This window comes from Acinetobacter sp. 2JN-4, assembly GCF_003687745.1.
Lineage (GTDB): Bacteria > Pseudomonadota > Gammaproteobacteria > Pseudomonadales > Moraxellaceae > Acinetobacter > Acinetobacter halotolerans.
In genome coordinates this window covers 373020-390226 of sequence record NZ_RDNY01000003.1, presented here as the reverse complement: position 1 = coordinate 390226, position 17207 = coordinate 373020, and the positions used below count along the sequence as shown (strand labels likewise).

The 17207-nt window shown below is 38.4% G+C and carries 14 protein-coding genes and 1 riboswitch; of the genes, 12 read left to right on the top strand and 2 right to left on the bottom strand.

All coding sequences use genetic code 11. From position 1 onward, the window contains the following. Positions 1-104: 104 nt before the first annotated feature. Complete coding sequence (locus EAH57_RS06970) at positions 105-983, bottom strand: bile acid:sodium symporter family protein (protein WP_121929411.1); 879 nt, start codon at positions 981-983, stop codon at positions 105-107. Positions 984-1659: 676 nt separating this feature from the next. Here EAH57_RS06970 and EAH57_RS06965 point away from each other — a divergent pair. From EAH57_RS06965 to EAH57_RS06925, 9 genes are all read left to right on the top strand, one after another. Further along, entirely contained in the window at positions 1660-2727 is a 1068-nt protein-coding gene (locus EAH57_RS06965; RefSeq protein WP_121929410.1) for an HlyD family secretion protein, read from the top strand. A gap of 24 nt (positions 2728-2751) precedes the next feature. Continuing rightward, positions 2752-4299: a DHA2 family efflux MFS transporter permease subunit gene (locus EAH57_RS06960; protein ID WP_121929409.1), complete on the top strand. Its 1548-nt coding sequence runs from the start codon at positions 2752-2754 to the stop codon at positions 4297-4299. 150 nt (positions 4300-4449) lie between these two features. Next, positions 4450-5271 (top strand): hypothetical protein, encoded by an 822-nt coding sequence (locus tag EAH57_RS06955; protein WP_121929408.1) that lies wholly within the window; start codon positions 4450-4452, stop codon positions 5269-5271. After that, positions 5268-6854 (top strand): GH3 family domain-containing protein, encoded by a 1587-nt coding sequence (locus EAH57_RS06950; protein WP_121929407.1) that lies wholly within the window; start codon positions 5268-5270, stop codon positions 6852-6854. The genes EAH57_RS06955 and EAH57_RS06950 overlap by 4 nt, the downstream gene beginning before the upstream one ends. Positions 6855-6892: 38 nt before the next feature. Continuing rightward, positions 6893-8194, top strand: coding sequence for a TolC family protein (locus tag EAH57_RS06945; protein WP_416240488.1), 1302 nt, complete (start codon positions 6893-6895; stop codon positions 8192-8194). Beyond that, complete coding sequence (locus tag EAH57_RS06940; protein WP_121929405.1) at positions 8191-9363, top strand: hypothetical protein; 1173 nt, start codon at positions 8191-8193, stop codon at positions 9361-9363. The genes EAH57_RS06945 and EAH57_RS06940 overlap by 4 nt, the downstream gene beginning before the upstream one ends. Positions 9364-9667: 304 nt before the next feature. Continuing rightward, positions 9668-11869: an OsmC domain/YcaO domain-containing protein gene (locus EAH57_RS06935; protein ID WP_121929404.1), complete on the top strand. Its 2202-nt coding sequence runs from the start codon at positions 9668-9670 to the stop codon at positions 11867-11869. Positions 11870-12281: 412 nt separating this feature from the next. After that, positions 12282-13355 carry an amidohydrolase family protein gene (locus tag EAH57_RS06930; protein WP_121929403.1) on the top strand — a complete coding sequence of 358 codons (1074 nt, stop codon included), beginning with the start codon at positions 12282-12284 and terminating at the stop codon, positions 13353-13355. A gap of 15 nt (positions 13356-13370) precedes the next feature. Next, positions 13371-14201 (top strand): SDR family NAD(P)-dependent oxidoreductase, encoded by an 831-nt coding sequence (locus EAH57_RS06925; protein WP_121929402.1) that lies wholly within the window; start codon positions 13371-13373, stop codon positions 14199-14201. A 75-nt stretch (positions 14202-14276) separates the two neighbouring features. On the opposite strand, the gene EAH57_RS06920 is transcribed toward EAH57_RS06925, so the two are convergent. Next, positions 14277-14915, bottom strand: a complete 639-nt coding sequence (locus EAH57_RS06920) for a LysE family translocator (RefSeq protein WP_121929401.1) — start codon at positions 14913-14915, stop codon at positions 14277-14279. Positions 14916-15045: 130 nt separating this feature from the next. Here EAH57_RS06920 and EAH57_RS06915 point away from each other — a divergent pair, with 130 nt between their 5' ends. From EAH57_RS06915 to EAH57_RS06905, 3 genes are all read left to right on the top strand, one after another. Beyond that, entirely contained in the window at positions 15046-15525 is a 480-nt protein-coding gene (locus tag EAH57_RS06915; RefSeq protein ID WP_121929400.1) for an Lrp/AsnC family transcriptional regulator, read from the top strand. A gap of 132 nt (positions 15526-15657) precedes the next feature. Next, positions 15658-15766, top strand: a riboswitch (guanidine-I (ykkC/yxkD leader). Positions 15767-15790: 24 nt separating this feature from the next. Further along, positions 15791-16534 carry an urea amidolyase associated protein UAAP1 gene (locus tag EAH57_RS06910; RefSeq protein WP_171407396.1) on the top strand — a complete coding sequence of 248 codons (744 nt, stop codon included), beginning with the start codon at positions 15791-15793 and terminating at the stop codon, positions 16532-16534. A 17-nt stretch (positions 16535-16551) separates the two neighbouring features. Continuing rightward, entirely contained in the window at positions 16552-17205 is a 654-nt protein-coding gene (locus EAH57_RS06905; protein ID WP_121929398.1) for an urea amidolyase associated protein UAAP2, read from the top strand. The last annotated feature ends 2 nt before the right edge of the window (positions 17206-17207 follow it).

Sequence of the window (17207 nt, the reverse complement as noted above, 5' to 3'; positions counted from 1 at the left end):
CCAACGAATAAAATCTTCTTCAAGTTGAGTATTTATCTAACTTCAAGAAGGCAATAAAAAACAGCGTATCACTTGATACGCTGTTTTTTTATTAAAGAATAAATCTATTCGGGTGTGTTGACCGCATCTTTAGGACCAAAGCGAGTAACCCAGATCCCAAAAATAGTCGCAAAGATATACATGAAAATAGAATAGACCGCAGCAGGCATTGCAATGGTAGTACTTGCCATCACCGTAAGCGCAATCGTCATGGCTAACGTACTGTTATGGATACCAATCTCAAAAGCACAAGCACGTGCTTGAAATGAACTAATGCCGAGCAGACGAGGAACAAAATAACCAACGCATAGACTAATTGCACAGAATAGAGCAGTAGCTAAGCCAATTTGGCCAATGTACTCTACTAGATTTGCTCGTTCTGTAATAATTGCACCTAGAATAATAATCACGAGGAAAATGACGGCAAAAATGCGTACAGGGCGGTTCAGTTTTTCAGCAAAATGTGGCGCATAGTGACGAACAAGCATCCCAATACCAACAGGCACTAAAATAATTAAAAATACCTGCATTATTTTAGAAAACTGTAGACCGACTTGTTGGCCCTCATTCATAAAATGGAGGATTGAAAAATTGACAATAAAAGGTAAAAAAACAGCGGCGAGTACAGCATTGATCGCAGTTAGGCTAATATTCAGCGCAATATCACCTTTATATAAATAACTAAATAAATTTGCGGTCGTTCCACCAGGTGAGGCCGCAAGGAGCATCAAACCAACAGCCAATAATGGCGGTAAAGCTAGGATTTTACAGATTAAAAAGGCAATACCGACCAATATGACCAATTGACAGAACAGTGCAATCAGTACAACTTTGGGATGTTTACTTACTCTGGCGAAATCTTTAACCGTTAATTCAAGCCCCAAACCTGCCATAACAATGGCGAGGGCAATAGGTAAAAAAAGTGTGACCAATCCTGAATCCATAATCATTTTGTCCTTTTAATAAATATTATTTGCATGAATAGATGTTGTTTGATCGTACCCATTACGAAATCGAATCCTTCGATTTCTATTACTCTTGGGAAAGCCGGTACGACGCTAACAACATACTTAAAAAACCAATACTTTATGCAATGTGAATTTAGTTATTTTTACTAAATAATTTCACTTATTAATACGATGCATTTTTCTATTGGAATTTGTCTACTCTACGACAAATTCATAAAATTTTAATATGTCACTTTTAGACTGAGCATTCATTTTTGATGCTTGGTTACATTTTTACAACTAATGAAAATGATTGCAGTTTGATCTCCATGCGAGGACAAATAGCCGCATATAGCATGATTTTAAACAATGTAAAAAAATATTATTAGGATTAATAGTTATTATTAACAGATAGATATGTCGTTTTTAAGGGTGGTAAAATTGCCAATAATAAAATGGTAATGATTATCGTTTAATATTGTTTTTAGCAAAAGTAATTGGCTTAAGTGCACAACTGTATCTTAATTGTGGTCAATGACACTAAATTACATCGAGCATGATAATTTGCGCCAATTCGATATTTGTAACTATTTATTTGGCTTGAATAAGTGAAAGTTATAGAAATCTATAAATCGAAATAGAAGAATTTATATTACAACATGTGGAATAAAATATGGATACCATAGCTCGTGTAGAGGTGGGGACGGATACGAAGGTCCAAAAAAAGCAAAAAGTCACTTGGATCGTTTTTTCACTACTTTCGCTATTTTTATTGATTGGGGTAATGTACTACTTTTTTGTTTTTCGATTTTATCAATCTACAGATAATGCTTATATCCAAGCCGATGTGACATGGGTCATGCCGAAAATTTCGGGTGAAGTTGTTGAATTAGTCATAAATGACAATCAGTTTGTTAAACAAGGTGAAACCCTAGCCATATTAGACCAGCGTGATTATCAGGCACGTTATGATCAAGCTCAATCTTTGGTGACATTAAAAGAAGCTGCGCTTATTGTGCAGCAACAAAATGAAAGGTCTGCAAAATCGACCATTAATGAAGCAAATAGCGGCGTGCTTGCGGTACAGGCGGATTTATCTCGTTTGAAAAAAGATTATGCCCGTTACCAAGACTTATTGAAAGATGGCGTGATTACGCGTCAAAACTTTGACAGTATTCAATCCCAATATCTTTCTGCTCAAGCGCAATTAAACAAAGCACTAGCAACCGTCAATTCAGCAGAAGCGCAGCTCGGGAGCCTACAAGCGGGTCGAGCACAACTTTTGGCAGATATCCAAAATGCAAAAGCAAGCTTGGATCTTTTTCAAATTGATTTAGCATCTGCAAAAGTGACTAGCCCCGTTTCAGGTAAAGTGGGGAGTTTAGCGATACAAAAAGGTTCTCGTGTTGGTCCGCAAACAAGATTAATGGCGATTATTCCAGAAAATAGTTTATATGTTCAGGCCAACTTCAAAGAAACGCAAATAGAAAAAATGCATATTGGGCAGGAAGTTAAATTAAAAATAGATGCTTATCCAAGTTTAACCTATACCGGAAAAATCGAAAGTTTTTCACCTGCATCAGGTGCAACGTTCTCACTGATGCCACCAGATAATGCAACAGGCAATTTTAATAAGGTCGTTCAGCGAATACCCGTGCGTATTGCGATTGACTCCAACGCTCATATCGATCTGATCAAACCTGGTATGTCTGTCAAAGCAACCGTAGATTTAAGAACTTAATCATCACGATTTTAGGTGCTAAACATGGATAAGCGTTTAGATGAGGACTGGAAGTTCCCTACTAAAGTCGCGTGGGTGATTTTTATTGCCATGATTTTCGGCAATTTTATGGCGATTTTGGATATTCAAATCGTTGCAAGTTCTCTGAATGAAGTTCAAGCAGGTATGAGTGCCAGTCGCTATGAGGTGACATGGGTTCAAACGGTGTACTTGATTGCTGAAATCATCGCTATTCCGATGTCCAGTATTATTGCGCGAGTGTTATCGACACGAATTTATTACACGATTTGCGCAGTTGGATTTACGATCAGTTCGCTTTTGTGTGCGATGGCATGGAACTTAGAAAGTTTATTGGTATTTCGTGCAATTCAAGGCTTTATGGGCGGCGGTATGATTCCGACTTCCATGACCGCTTTATTTATATTATTTCCTGAAGCGAGACGTACTTTGCCACTGGTGCTTTTTGGCATGATCAGTACTTTAGGACCAGCTATTGGGCCGACTGTGGGTGGGTGGCTCACCAATAGTTTCTCATGGCACTGGATGTTTCTGATCAATATTATTCCAGGCATCATTATCGCAACCATTATTTTCTCTGGCCCTGATATTGATCGTGCCGATCATTCTTTGCTGAAAACAATGGACTGGATTGGTCTCATTGCGATGGCAATGTTCTTGGGTGGATTGGAATACTTTTTAGATGAAGGCGCTCGACATGATTGGTTAGTGGATAGTGGAGTGCGCATGGCATTTATTATCTGCATTTTAGGCGGTATTACGTTCTTTTATCGGAGCTTTACCCAAGAAAAACCCTTATTGGATTTGAGTGTTTTTAAAAATAAAAATTTTACCTTGAGTGCGATCATCACCTTTGTTATTGGCATGGCGCTGTATGGTTTGGGTTATATGATTCCTGTTTTTCTTGGGCAAGTTCGGGAAATGAACAGTAGTCAAATCGGTCACATTATGATGGTAACAGGCGTAGTCATGTTCTGTTTCGCACCATTCCTTGCATGGCTGATTCCAAATTTTGACACTAGAAAAACGGTCTTTGTGGGCATGATCTTGGCTGGGTTTGGTGTTTGGTTAAATTCGCATTTAAGTATCCATAGTGATTATGACTTTATGTTTTGGCCGCAAATCTATCGTGGTATTGGCTTAATGATTTGTTTGATTGTGGTGTCGCACTTAGCCATGAGTACCTTGCCGATGAGTAAAGTTGCGGACGCCAGCGGTATCTATAATTTGATGCGCAATATTGGTGGAGCAGTAGGACTTGCTTTAATCAACTCTTCACTAGATTGGCTTACGGCGATTCACGTCACAGAGATAAATCAATATATGACGCCACAGAATTGGATTTTTGTAGAACGACTTGAACAACTTACAGCGCAATATCAAGAAGTAGGTTCAAATGCTCAGCAAATCGCACTCAGTATTATTTATCGAGATATTCATTATCAAGCACTGACATCAAGTTTTAATGATTTACTGCGTATGCTGTCGATTATTATGTTTATTGCTGCTTTTCTCACATTTTTTATGGATAGGGGGAAGAAAATGAATATGTAAAAATCATATTTGAGGGTAAGTTTTTTAATCAATTAAAAAACTGGAAAGGTGTATATCAATATATGCCCTTTAAATAAAAATAATAGTTATATAAGTATCGAGATGTCTTGGGGACAAGAATACTTATGTATGAATTTAAAGGTTAGATCTATGATTAAGACAACATATAAGCTGATTTCTAAGTTAAACAATAAAGAAACCACTTATGGCCAATACATTGAGAAAGAGAAAATTGATACGGATATGTTGAAAACCATGTTTTCAATTTATGAACAATATTATGAAAATACTAAATTTTCAGTCTTTGTTGAGGATTTCAAAAAGAAAAGTGGTGCAATATTAATCTTCAATAAAGATCGCAATGAAATTGTGGGATTTTCAACGGTTGCTGTTCAACATTTCTATTTTGAAGGTAAGGATTACACGGTTTTATTTAGTGGTGACACAGTCATCTTAAGAGAATATTGGGGAGCGCGTACACTACAAAGCACAATGTTAAAGCTCATGGTGAAGTTAAGAGTTAAGTATCCTTTTAATGAGTTTTATTGGTTATTAATTTCGAAAGGTTATAAAACCTACTTGCTGCTTGCAAACAATTATTATGCTTATTATCCAAATATAAAAGAAGAAAATCAGCATCTTTCTGCAGTCGTTGAACATTACTGCGAAAATTTCTTTGGTGAATATTATGACAAAGAAGTTGGCTTATTAAACTTTGGCAATGACTATCAACCATTAAAAGGAGAAGTCGCACCAATTACGGATGAGATGAGAATAAAAAATCCTAAAATTGAGTTTTTTGAGCAACTCAATCCAACTTGGACAGTAGGAACGGAGTTACCGTGTATTGGACGTTTGGCTTGGAAAGATATTGCTCGTTTTCCGGCAAAGCTCATCGCTAAACCAATTAGTAAAGGGCGATATGAAGCCATTATAACCAAGCAAATTCACCAACGAGGAGCCAGAAAATGAGATATCAAGAATGGCTAACGTCTGGATCGCATTTTATTTTAAAACAATGGTGTGATATCGCAGATCAAAAATTTAAGAAAGGTTTTAATGATCTAGAAGCGACACAACGCCAAATTTTAAGTGCTATTTTGCAGTCATCTACTCTAGCAAAACAAAAAGACGTCAACGATTATGAACAATTCGTCGCGTCTTTTCCTGCAACACGTTATAGCGCATGGCGAGAAGATATTCAGCAATATCGAGAAGAAAAGTCTTTGCTTTCAAGTAGTAAATTGATCCGTTTTCAACCGACCAGCGGTTCGAGTGAACAAATCAAATTTATTCCTTATACCCAAGCATTCTTAGATGAACTTGATCATGCCATCACGCCTTGGTTAGCTAGCATGTACCGTAAATGCCCGCAATTACAATCGGGCACTCATTATTGGTCAGTTTCATGGTTGCCTGAAAGCCAACGTGAAGTTTTAAAAGACAAAAACTTAAATGATGATAGTGCGTTACTTGGGATTGGAAAACGGATCTTATCCAAATTCACCCAAGCTGTTCCCAGTAATATCGCCTTTGCAGCAAACGCAGATGATGCCTTGTTTGCCACGATTTGTTATTTGGTTGCTAATCGTAATTTAGCCATGATTTCAGTGTGGAGCCCAACTTTTGCTATACAGTTGTTAGATCGTTTGGAAGCGATGCAGCAAGAAGTCGCCGAGGTTCTTTACAGTGGTTCTTGGGGGGCTCGTCAGCTTTCTTTGCAACAAGTCGACGCACCACATAGTCCAGAAAGTGCTGAGCGTTTAATTCAATGCTCCGATGGCGAGAAAATTGATTTTAAAGCCTTATGGCCAAAACTCAGTTTAGTTTCCAGTTGGGATACAGCAGGCTCAAAAGCTTGGGCGGCTCAATTACGACAAAGACTGCCTGAGGTACAGTTTGAAGGCAAAGGTTTGTGGGCAACCGAAGGTGTTGTCACGATTCCTTATGCTGATCAGTATCCACTTGCGTATCAAAGTCATTTTTATGAATTTGAATATCTAGAAGGCGAAAAACAAGGGCAGATTATCCCATCTTGGGCATTGAAACTTGGTGATGTTGTGAGTCCAATCATTAGCTCAGGTAATGGTTTACTCAGATATTGTTTGGATGACTGTTTAATTGTGACTGGTTTCTTGGATCAAATTCCGTGTTTTGAGTTTCAAGGACGTCGTTTTGGTGTCGATCTTGTGGGAGAAAAGTTAGCACCTGAAACAGCACAACAGCTTTTATCTCATTTAAATCAAACGGATTCTAAAGCGATTTCGTTACTCGCGATTGATACGCAGCAGCACGTTAAACCGTTTTATTGTGTATTGTTTGAAGGCGATATTCATCACACCGTTGATCATGACTATATCGACAATATCTTGCGTCAAAATTTTCATTATGAATTGGCACGGAATTTAGGACAGTTGGATCAACCTCAGATTCGACAGGCAAAAAATGGTTGGAATGCCTATAAAAAGTTGGTGATGTTCGATGGCATCATTGAAGGGAATATTAAGCCAGAACCTCTCAAGAAAGTGAGCTTGAATAGTTTGGAACAGCTATGAGACATGGAGGATGTAGGGTGCAATGGCTAAAAAAGAAAATGTGTAAATTTCATTCCTTGATGTATGTCAGTGTTTTATTCTTGTCGGAGGCAGTCAATGGAATGACTTTAGATCAAGCCTTGAGTGCGAGTTTAAAACATGAAAGCCAACTGGAGTTAAGTCGTTTAAGTGTGAATCAGTCTAGCGCCATGCTGGAACAGGCCAAACAAAGAGATGGGTTAAAAGTCAATCTGGTTGGGCAGTTAGACTATGAAAAAATAGAGACACCCACGACCGTTTTATTTCCAACAGAGGGAAATAGACATGGTCGTAGTTTACAATTACAGATGGACTATCCGATTTATACATCAGGTCGTCATCGTCTGGGGGTAGATGCGGCTAAAAGTCAACTTTCCGCACAGACACATGCATTCTCCGATCAACGATCAGAAACGATTTTAAATACGGTGATGGTCTATACCGATGTACTCAAAAAGCAATCAATTTTAGCCCTTAGAAAAAAAACTCTTTCTAATCTACAAAGATCACTTTATGAGTCTCAACGGCGCTTTGATGTTGGCATGATTACTCGTGCTGATTTGGCTCAAGTCTTGGCGCAGGTCGCTCAAGGGCAAGCAGATGTGACTCAAGCACAATCGAGCCTCAGCATTAGCGAAGCGCAATTTTATCAAGTGACAGGTGTTCGAGCTGATCAATTGGTTGCCATCACTCAAATCCCAAATCTATCAAATGATTTAGATGACATCCTGTCAAAAACCAAGAATCATCCAGCATTGATCCAAGCCAAATATCAAAAGCAAGCGGCAGAGCAACAATTCGCCTTAACAAAGCGTGAGCTATGGCCAACAGTGATGTTGACGAGTCGCGCTGGAAAACAAGAAGAAGCGAGCTATATAGGGTCAGAAAGCAATAATTATATGGTGGGCGTACAGTTAAATGTACCGTTATATGATGACGGATTGAATCGCGCCAATATACGAAAAGCACGAACAGATGTGGACTTGGCCAATCAAAAGATCAGAACTCTTGAATTGGATCTGAATCAACGTGCACAAACAACCTATGCGCAACTTTTAAGCATACGTCAAAATAAAAATGCGCTCAAAAATGCAATCGATGCAGCAGAAATAGCGTTGCTCTATACACGTAAAGAATTTGAAATAGGAACCAAGACAACTTTTGACTTACTCAATACCGAGCAAAAGCTGTTAGACGTTCAGACTCAGAAAATCGTCAATGAGCAAGATGAGATTGTATTTGTTTATCAGTTATTGGATCAAATGGGTGAGCTAAACCAGCTGGTATCAAATCAATATCCCGAACAGGTGAATCAACAATGAATATAAACCCATCATTACAACAGCCTGAAAAAAGTCATCTCATTACAAGAGAAGCAACATTAGACGATGACCAAGCATTGAGAGCATTAATCGCTGTTCCAATGACAACAAAAGGCGTTCAAATCAGTTTTCAACGTGAACCAAGCTATTTTAAAGCCTCAGATATTCTGTATAAACATAAATTACATGTTGTGATTGAAGACAGTGCGAGTCAGAAAAAAGTAGCATGTTATAGCAATGGTCATCGCCCATGCTATGTCAATCGTGAAATACAGAACTTTAGATATGCCAGTGATTTGCGCGTTGATCATCGCTATCGCGGCAAATCCTTAGTAAAAGTGCTGGGTGTTCATGTAAAAGATAATATGCATGCACCGAATTTTAGTCAGATGATCATTTTTGATGATAATCACGCAGCTCGGGCAGCAATACAAACCCCTAAAACAGGTATGCCTGATTATTATGATGAAGGACTCATTGAAACTTTAACATTAACAGATTTGGGCTCACCCAGAAAAATTACGACTTTCTTGAATGATTCAAACCCATATAATACGGACATGACGCAGATTCAATCTTGCATAGCCATGCCAGAACATATACAGGCGATGAATCACTTTATTGCTGAGATGTCTGTTCACTATAATTTTATCCCTGCTTATAATTTCGAAGAGTTAGCTGAAGGAGATTGCTATTTTTCTGGCATAAAACTATCGGACTTTCTTCTGTATTTTAAGGGTGAAAAACTGGTTGGCATGTTTGGGTTATGGGATCAACACAGCCTAAAACAAACCAAAATATTACATTACAGTCCAATGATTGGTGTACTCAGACCGATATATAACCTTTACACCAAGTTCAGTAAAAGTATGCCTTTGCCCAAACGGGGCGAAGCAGTGAAATACCATGTGCTACATACTTTATTGTGTCACCCAGAGGCTCTCGCTTTGCATCATCAGATGTTAAAAGACGCCTATCATCGTTCTAAGCAACTCGGTGTTGGTGCTGTTAGTTTTACCTTATCGCATAAAGATCCGCGCTTTCAACTGAATCAGTTTTATAAAGGGGAACGATTGACAGGAATGCACGGTTTTATTAGCTTTCAAGGTGATCCGCGTCCTAACTTTGATCAAACACTCATTCCATATCTTGAAGTGGGAAGAATTTGACACTCAATCAAAATGACTGTGAAATATTTTTATTGAACAGTCATTTTCAATTTAACATGTTTCAATATGGCGTTTTTTTAAGCCAATCCATTTAAATCCATTAGAAAAACCGACAAAAGTTATCAATTAGATAAAATACTTCTATAATAGCGTCCATTATGACTAAAGTTCATGTTCGATACGCTGATCGCATGACTCTAGCCACTCTTTTTAAGTCAATTTCTTATTTGTGATTCGACTTATCTATTCAATATTTTAAGTGTTGTGTGTTGCTAGTGACACATAAGAAAGTTTAGGTGTCTGCATGGAAATCAAAGTTAATTATCTCGACAATCTTCGTCAAGAAGCCAAGTTCGATGACTTTACCGTAATTGCAGATCAACCGATCCGCTACAAAGGTGATGGTTCTGCGCCAGGTCCATTTGATTATTTTTTAGCATCATCGGCGCTCTGTGCAGCTTATTTCGTAAAAGTGTATTGTGCCGCACGTGATATTCCGACGGATAATATTCGTTTATCGCAAAACAATATTGTTGATCCAGAAAACCGCTACAAACAAATTTTTAAAATTCAGGTTGAATTACCGGCTGATATTTCAGAAAAAGATCGTCAAGGCATCTTGCGCTCAATCGACCGTTGTACGGTGAAGAAGGTCATACAAACTGGCCCAGAATTTATTATTGAAGAAGTCGAAAGTATCGATGCCGATGCACAGGCATTGCTTATGCCAAGCTTAGCATCGGAAAATACGACCTATATCGCAGGTAAGGATCTGCCATTAGAAGAAACCATTGCCAATATGTCGAGCATTTTGGCAGGCTTAGGGATGAAGATTGAAATTGCGTCATGGCGTAATATTGTACCAAATGTTTGGTCACTGCATATCCGTGATGCCCAATCTCCAATGTGTTTTACCAATGGTAAGGGTTCAACCAAAGAAAGTGCATTGGCTTCAGCACTCGGTGAGTTCATTGAGCGTTTAAACTGTAACTTTTTCTATAACGATCAGTTTTGGGGTGAAGAAATTGCCAACGCTGAATTTGTTCACTATCCAGATGAGAAATGGTTTAAACCAGGTCCAAATGGCGAATTGCCGAAAGAAATTTTAGATGAATACTGTCTAGAAGTTTATAACCCTGACGATGAGTTACTGGGTACGCATTTGTATGATACCAACTCAGGTAACATCGAACGTGGTATCTGTTCACTTCCATTTGTGCGTCAATCTGATGGTGAGACAGTCTATTTCCCATCGAATCTAATTGAAAATCTATATCTAAGTAACGGTATGAGCGCGGGGAATACTTTAGAAGAAGCGCAAGTACAATGTTTATCTGAAATCTTTGAACGTGCTGTAAAACGTGAAATCTTAGAAGGGGAAATCACATTACCTGACGTACCTGAAGACGTTTTAGCGAAATATCCAAGCATCGTCGCAGGTATCCAAGGCTTAGAAGAGCAAGGTTTTCCAGTATTGGTTAAAGACGCTTCTTTAGGCGGTCAATTCCCTGTGATGTGTGTCACTTTGATGAACCCTCGTACAGGTGGTGTGTTTGCTTCGTTTGGTGCACATCCAAGCTTTGAAGTCGCTTTGGAACGTAGTCTGACTGAGTTATTGCAAGGTCGTAGTTTTGAAGGCTTGAATGACTTGCCACAACCAACCTTCCAAAGTGAAGCAGTGACCGAACCAAATAATTTTGTGGAACACTTTATTGATTCAAGTGGTTTAGTCTCTTGGCGTTTCTTTAGTGCCAAATCAGACTATGATTTCGTCGAGTGGGATTTTACCAATGATGGTAAAAACTCAAATGCAGATGAAGCCGCAGAACTGTTTGGTATTCTTGAAGAAATGGGCAAAGAAGCCTACATGGCTGTCTATGAGCATCTCGGTGCAACAGCTTGTCGTATCCTCGTACCAGATTATTCAGAAATTTATTTGGTTGAAGATTTGGTTTGGGATAACACCAACAAAGCTTTATTGTTCCGTGAAGATATTTTGAACTTGCATCGCTTAGACGATGAGCAACTTGAAGCATTGCTTGAACGTTTAGAAGAATGTGAATTGGATGATTATACTGAGATCACTACGCTGATCGGGGTTGAATTCGATGACAATACTGTGTGGGGACAGCTCACACTGCTCGAATTAAAATTATTAATCAATCTTGCATTGCAGCAATTTGAAGAAGCCAAAGAACTGGTCGAAACGTTCTTGCAATACAATACCAACACAGTTGAGCGTGGCTTGTTCTATCAATGCATGAATGTCGTGCTAGAAGTCATTCTCGATGATGAGATGGAATTGGAAGATTACGACAAGAACTTCCGTCGTATGTTCGGTGATGAACGTATGGATGCTGTAGTGGGTTCTGTCGAAGGCACTGTTCGTTTCTATGGTTTAACGCCGACCAGCATGAAACTTGAAGGGCTCGATCGTCATTTGCGTTTGATTGAAAGCTATAAGAAATTGCATGCTGCTCGTGCGAAATCAGTGATAGTAAGCTAGGAACGTCAATACACGACACTGGACTGCAAGATGATATTCATTGAGCAGTCCAGTGTTTTTAAATATCTAGCACATTTGAACAAAAAATTTAAAGAAATAAGAATGATATAAATATTTAGAGTCTGTTGACACTTCAACTATGCATTGCGTTTTTAGCTAACCTCCTTTGATCTTTATTTACATCTGCTGGTATTTCCTTTTGAGATAAACAAAAGGAATTTATAAAAAAGTGTATTGCTTTAGATTATGAATATAATTCATATTTTTACATTAGAAAAAATCATTTCATGCATATCTAAATTGTTTGTAAGCTCGCAGAATAAGATAGAGATGGTCATCATCTAATAACCGAAGCTATTAATGGATGAATAAATACAAAGATGCGTTTATATATAATCAATAGAGTAGAAAAATGAATCCCTTAGATTTCGCAATTATCGATCCACACATACACCAATGGGACCCTTATCACACACCACATTCAGCCGCGCTATTAGTCAAAACCTTGGGGAAATATCCAGCGCTTATGGATAAGGTGATTCGTCTGGTTAAGCCCAAGCCATTATTAGATACGCTCGGAAAGACTGAACACATCTTAAATCCTTATTTACCGATGCATTACCATCAAGACTTAGGCGGTTTGAATGTAGAGAGTGTGGTGCATGTTGAAGCCAATTGGCATCATCATAAAGGTTTTGGCGTTGTTGAAGAAACGAGCTGGTTAAGCCATTTAGATTTTTCTAAACATGATTTAAAGCTTACAGCAATTGTTGCCACGGCGGATCCAAGTAGCCGCAAATTCGCCGATATTTTAAAAGCTCATCGAGATGCAAGTCCTTTGTTTAGAGGAATTCGAAAGATGTCTTCTTGGCATGAAGATGACGGCATCTATCGCTGGTCTAAAACACCTCATTTATATCAGTCTAAGAAATTCTTAAAAGGATTTGAGCAACTCGCCAAAATGGATTTGTCCTTCGATGCTTGGGGCTATTCAACTCAATTAAATGAGATCACTGCCTTAGCCAAGCAATTTCCAGAAACACGCATTGTAGTGGATCATCTTGCAACACCTGCTGGGCTATTTGGCGCAGTGGGTAAGAAGACTGGGAAAACTGCTGCGCAACGTGATGCAATATTTCAGCAATGGCAAAACGACCTGAGTACTTTAGCGGAGCAGCCGAATGTAAGTGTGAAAATATCAGGTCTCATGATGCCTGTATTGGGACATACATTTTATAAAGAAAATCGCACCGCGACTGTAGATGAAATGGTTCAATTATTGACCCCATTGATACAGCATGCGATTCGTGTTTTTGGTACAGATCGAATTATGTTCGCTTCGAATTACCCAATGGATAAACCTAATGCGCGTTTAACTGACTTAATACAGGCTTATATCAAAATGATTGAGCCTTATGGTTCTGAAGCTTTGCAAGCAATTTTTAGACAAAACGCAATCCATTTTTATCAATTAGACATCAACTAAACAAAGAGCCATGCTATGAAAAATTTTAATCAAAAAGTTGCCGCGATTACAGGTGCGGGTTCTGGAATCGGCCAACAACTTGCTATTTTATTGGCACAACAAGGTGCACATTTAGCCCTAAGTGATGTCAACGAGCAAGGCTTAGCTGAAACATTGGAGCTTGTTAAATCCTATCCAGTTAAAGTCACGCTTAGCACCTTAAATGTGATTGATCGCACTGCTGTAGAGGAATGGGCTGCGAATACCGCTCAAGAACATGGAAAAATTAACCTCATTTTTAATAATGCAGGCGTGGCATTGGCAAGCACGGTTGAAGGAATGAGTTATGAGGAAATGGAGTGGGTATTTGATATTAATTTTTGGGGTGTTGTACATGGTACCAAAGCATTTTTACCCTATTTAAAGCAAAGTGGTGAAGGGCATATTATCAACATTTCTAGTCTATTTGGCTTAACCGCCCAACCTACGCAAAGTGCATACAATGCGACTAAATTTGCAGTGCGTGGTTTTACCGAATCACTTCGTCAAGAACTGGACTTACAAGCCAACGGCGTAAGTGCAACTTGTGTCCATCCAGGGGGGATACGCACCAATATCGCGAATAGCGCACGCATGAGTGATAGTATTCGGGCCTTAGGATTGAATCCTGCAAAGGCCAGTAAAGCTTTTAACAAGGTACTCAAAACCCCACCTGAAGAAGCTGCAAAAGTAATTTTAAATGCGGTTAAAAAAGATCAGCGCCGAGTTTTAATTGGCAATGATGCAAAAATTTTAGATCTAATTCAGCGTGTAGTACCATCACATTATGCGCAAGCATTGAATTTGTTCACCAAAAAGAAAAAGTAAGATTTGAGTTCATCTTTTATTTGATTCACAAAGCTCTAAAGTAAAATATAATTTAGGGGTTTGTGAATCAATGGCTTATGCTAAATATTGAATGTTAAATTCTCTATAAAACATTCCCAAAGCCAATATACCCATCATGAGAGATAGTGTTCTTAATAAAATGGTTTGTACTTTTATATCACTGAGTACTTTCTTTAGCTTCCACGAAAAAAAGACATAAAGTCCGCCAATGATGGCAAGCGTGAAGATGGTAATAGACACTAAAAACCAGCTTTGCTTTTGCAATGACTGCGCGCCGAAGATAGCAGGTACAATCGCAAGATAAAATGAAATAGTTTTAGGATTACTCAAAGTAATTAACAGCCCATCTTTAAAGGAAAAAAGCGTGTTTTTGAGATTTTCAGGTGCTTCATTTTCCAATAGATTACCTTTAAAAAACCAAAACTTATAAGCTAAGTAAAGTAGGTATGAACTTGATAGTAGTATCAAATAAAAAGCCAAATGTGGACTGAAATGATGAAGTGAAGAAAAAACAAAAATTGAAACCAATAAAAAAGTGATATCTCCCGTGATGAGGCCAAATAGCATCATCAGTCCATTCTTATATCCCTGCACTAAAGTCTTAAACATAAGACCAGTCATGCCTGGTCCAGGGAGTATCGCAGCTAATCCTAAAGTTAAAACGTAGGTCATTGTTTGTGTGAGATGTTCCATGTCAATTAAAACCAAATGAAATTGGATCTCTATTTTTTAATAAATTCACAGGTAAATTTGATCTATATATTCTATTAAATATCAAAAATAGGGTATAAATAACCCTATATTTAACTTTAATAGAAATATTATGCCTAATTTAAAAATTGATAAAACTGATGCAAGAATTTTAGAGTTGTTGCAAAAAGACTCAAGAACCACAAATGCTGATTTATCTGAACAGTTAGGTCTCTCAACCTCGCCATGTTGGCGAAGAGTCAAACATTTAGAAGACACCAAAGTCATCAAAGGATACGGCGTTTTACTTGATCGCAAAAAACTTGGCTTAGGTGTGATGGTGTTTGTACGTGTATCAATAGATAGTCATAGTGAAAAAGAAGCAAAGAAATTTGAAGAAGAAGTCACTGCTTTAGATTATGTCGTTGCATGTTATAGCATTGGAGGCGATGCAGACTTTTTGTTGCAAGTCGTATCACCAGATCTCGATACCTATGCTGAATTTTCAATGACGACCATTCGAAGATTGCCCGGAATCAAAGAAATGCAAAGTATGTTTGTGCTGAAGGAAATAAAGCCCTTTTTATGTTTTCCAGTAAAGCCTCAGAAATAAACACTAGTGCACTGATTTTGACTGATCACAGTGCATAAAAATAAAAATGCCTTGTTTTAAGCCAAAAAAAGTATGACGAAATACAAAAATCGTATTACTAAACTGGCACGCCATTTGCTTAATTAATCCCATCATAAAGTGATCTAGGGTTCCGATAGACGACTCCTCAAAGTTGGCTATGACTGAGACCGAGAGTTCACGGTTCGCAAGAACTACACGGAGGGATAAAAGCCCGGGAGGTTGGACTTAAACCTTAAAAGAGGTCATGCGAATGAGCGAATATCATAACAACCAGATCCTTTGGACTGAAAAACTACCGGGTGGCCATCATTGGTCTGGACGAGTTCAGAAAGGGACAGTTTTACAATTCAAAGCGTTAGCTTCAAACGCCAATGTTTCACTGTTTTGTGTGAATGCTGAAGATAAACTTGAACGCTACAACATGCCAGACACCTTAAAAGGACAACATACTGCATTTTTAACGACGGGTAATGTTTTATATTCAGATTTAGGGCGTGTCATGGCTTCGATCGTTAAAGATGACCATGGTTGGAATGATACGTTCTGTGGGGCGAGTCGTCCTGAGCAAATCACCAAACAATTTGGTCAACGTCGTTTTCAAGATGCACGAAATGAAATGTACCAAAACGGTGTCGATGGCTTATTGGTAGAGATGGCGAAATTTTCACTGTCACAAACTGATTTAAGTGCAACCGTAAACCTTTTCTCAAAAGTGAGTCCCAATGATCAAGGTGCTCTAAGCTATACCCAATCAGACAATACCAGCCAAATCATTGAATTACGTTTTGAAATGGATTGTTTGGTTTTCCTTTCTGCTGCCCCACATGGTTTAGATAACAGTTCGCTCTATCAACCAAGCGATATTCAATTGTCTTTGTATAAAGCCAACTCTTTAGCCAACCACGATATTTGTCGTGATGCCTGTCCACAAAATCAGCGTGCTTTTCAAAACAACGCACGTTACTACGCATTGAGTTCAGCATATTAAGCTATAGGAGAAGCATCATGACGAGTTTACATACTTTTGAAAAAGCAATATTAAGTGAAGTTTGTCCTGCAGGTGAAGCATGGATGTGCGAAGTCAAAAAAGGGCAATACTTTCGGATTATCGATTTAGAGGGCAACCAAGCTGTTGATACGTTGTTTATCTCAGCAGAAAATCCTGAAGAGCGTTATAGCGCTACAGATACGCTTGCCATGAATCAATATATTTATTTAGAAAAAGGCACATCTTTATACAGTAACTTTGGACGGTTAATTGCAGTCATTCATGATGATAACTGTGGTCGTCATGACACGTTGGGTGGCGCATGTTCTTGCGAAAGTAATACTGTGCGCTATGCACATGAGACTTATCCTATGCATAGTTGTCGCAACAATTTCATGTATGCCTTAGCCAAACATCCAATCGCGAAAAAGCACAATTTGAATGTGCGTCACATTGGTCCAAATATCAATTTCTTTATGAATGTTCCAGTTACATCTGATGGACATTTGAAATTTGATGATGGTATTTCTGCACCGGGTAAATTTGTCGAGATCAAAGCAGAAATGGATTTAATCGTGCTGATCTCTAATTGCCCGCAACTGAATAATCCATGTAATGCCTATAACCCGACACCGATCCAATTAGTGATTCGTGATGGTGAGGAGGCTTAGTC

Coding starts and splice junctions, on each gene's coding strand:
- EAH57_RS06930 (WP_121929403.1), top strand. CDS start 12,282: ATGAATCCCTTAGATTTCGCAATTATCGATCCACACATACACCAATGG.
- EAH57_RS06925 (WP_121929402.1), top strand. CDS start 13,371: ATGAAAAATTTTAATCAAAAAGTTGCCGCGATTACAGGTGCGGGTTCT.
- EAH57_RS06955 (WP_121929408.1), top strand. CDS start 4,450: ATGATTAAGACAACATATAAGCTGATTTCTAAGTTAAACAATAAAGAA.
- EAH57_RS06945 (WP_416240488.1), top strand. CDS start 6,893: ATGTGTAAATTTCATTCCTTGATGTATGTCAGTGTTTTATTCTTGTCG.
- EAH57_RS06935 (WP_121929404.1), top strand. CDS start 9,668: ATGGAAATCAAAGTTAATTATCTCGACAATCTTCGTCAAGAAGCCAAG.
- EAH57_RS06940 (WP_121929405.1), top strand. CDS start 8,191: ATGAATATAAACCCATCATTACAACAGCCTGAAAAAAGTCATCTCATT.
- EAH57_RS06915 (WP_121929400.1), top strand. CDS start 15,046: ATGCCTAATTTAAAAATTGATAAAACTGATGCAAGAATTTTAGAGTTG.
- EAH57_RS06965 (WP_121929410.1), top strand. CDS start 1,660: ATGGATACCATAGCTCGTGTAGAGGTGGGGACGGATACGAAGGTCCAA.
- EAH57_RS06960 (WP_121929409.1), top strand. CDS start 2,752: ATGGATAAGCGTTTAGATGAGGACTGGAAGTTCCCTACTAAAGTCGCG.
- EAH57_RS06910 (WP_171407396.1), top strand. CDS start 15,791: ATGCGAATGAGCGAATATCATAACAACCAGATCCTTTGGACTGAAAAA.
- EAH57_RS06920 (WP_121929401.1), bottom strand. CDS start 14,915: ATGGAACATCTCACACAAACAATGACCTACGTTTTAACTTTAGGATTA.
- EAH57_RS06950 (WP_121929407.1), top strand. CDS start 5,268: ATGAGATATCAAGAATGGCTAACGTCTGGATCGCATTTTATTTTAAAA.
- EAH57_RS06905 (WP_121929398.1), top strand. CDS start 16,552: ATGACGAGTTTACATACTTTTGAAAAAGCAATATTAAGTGAAGTTTGT.
- EAH57_RS06970 (WP_121929411.1), bottom strand. CDS start 983: ATGGATTCAGGATTGGTCACACTTTTTTTACCTATTGCCCTCGCCATT.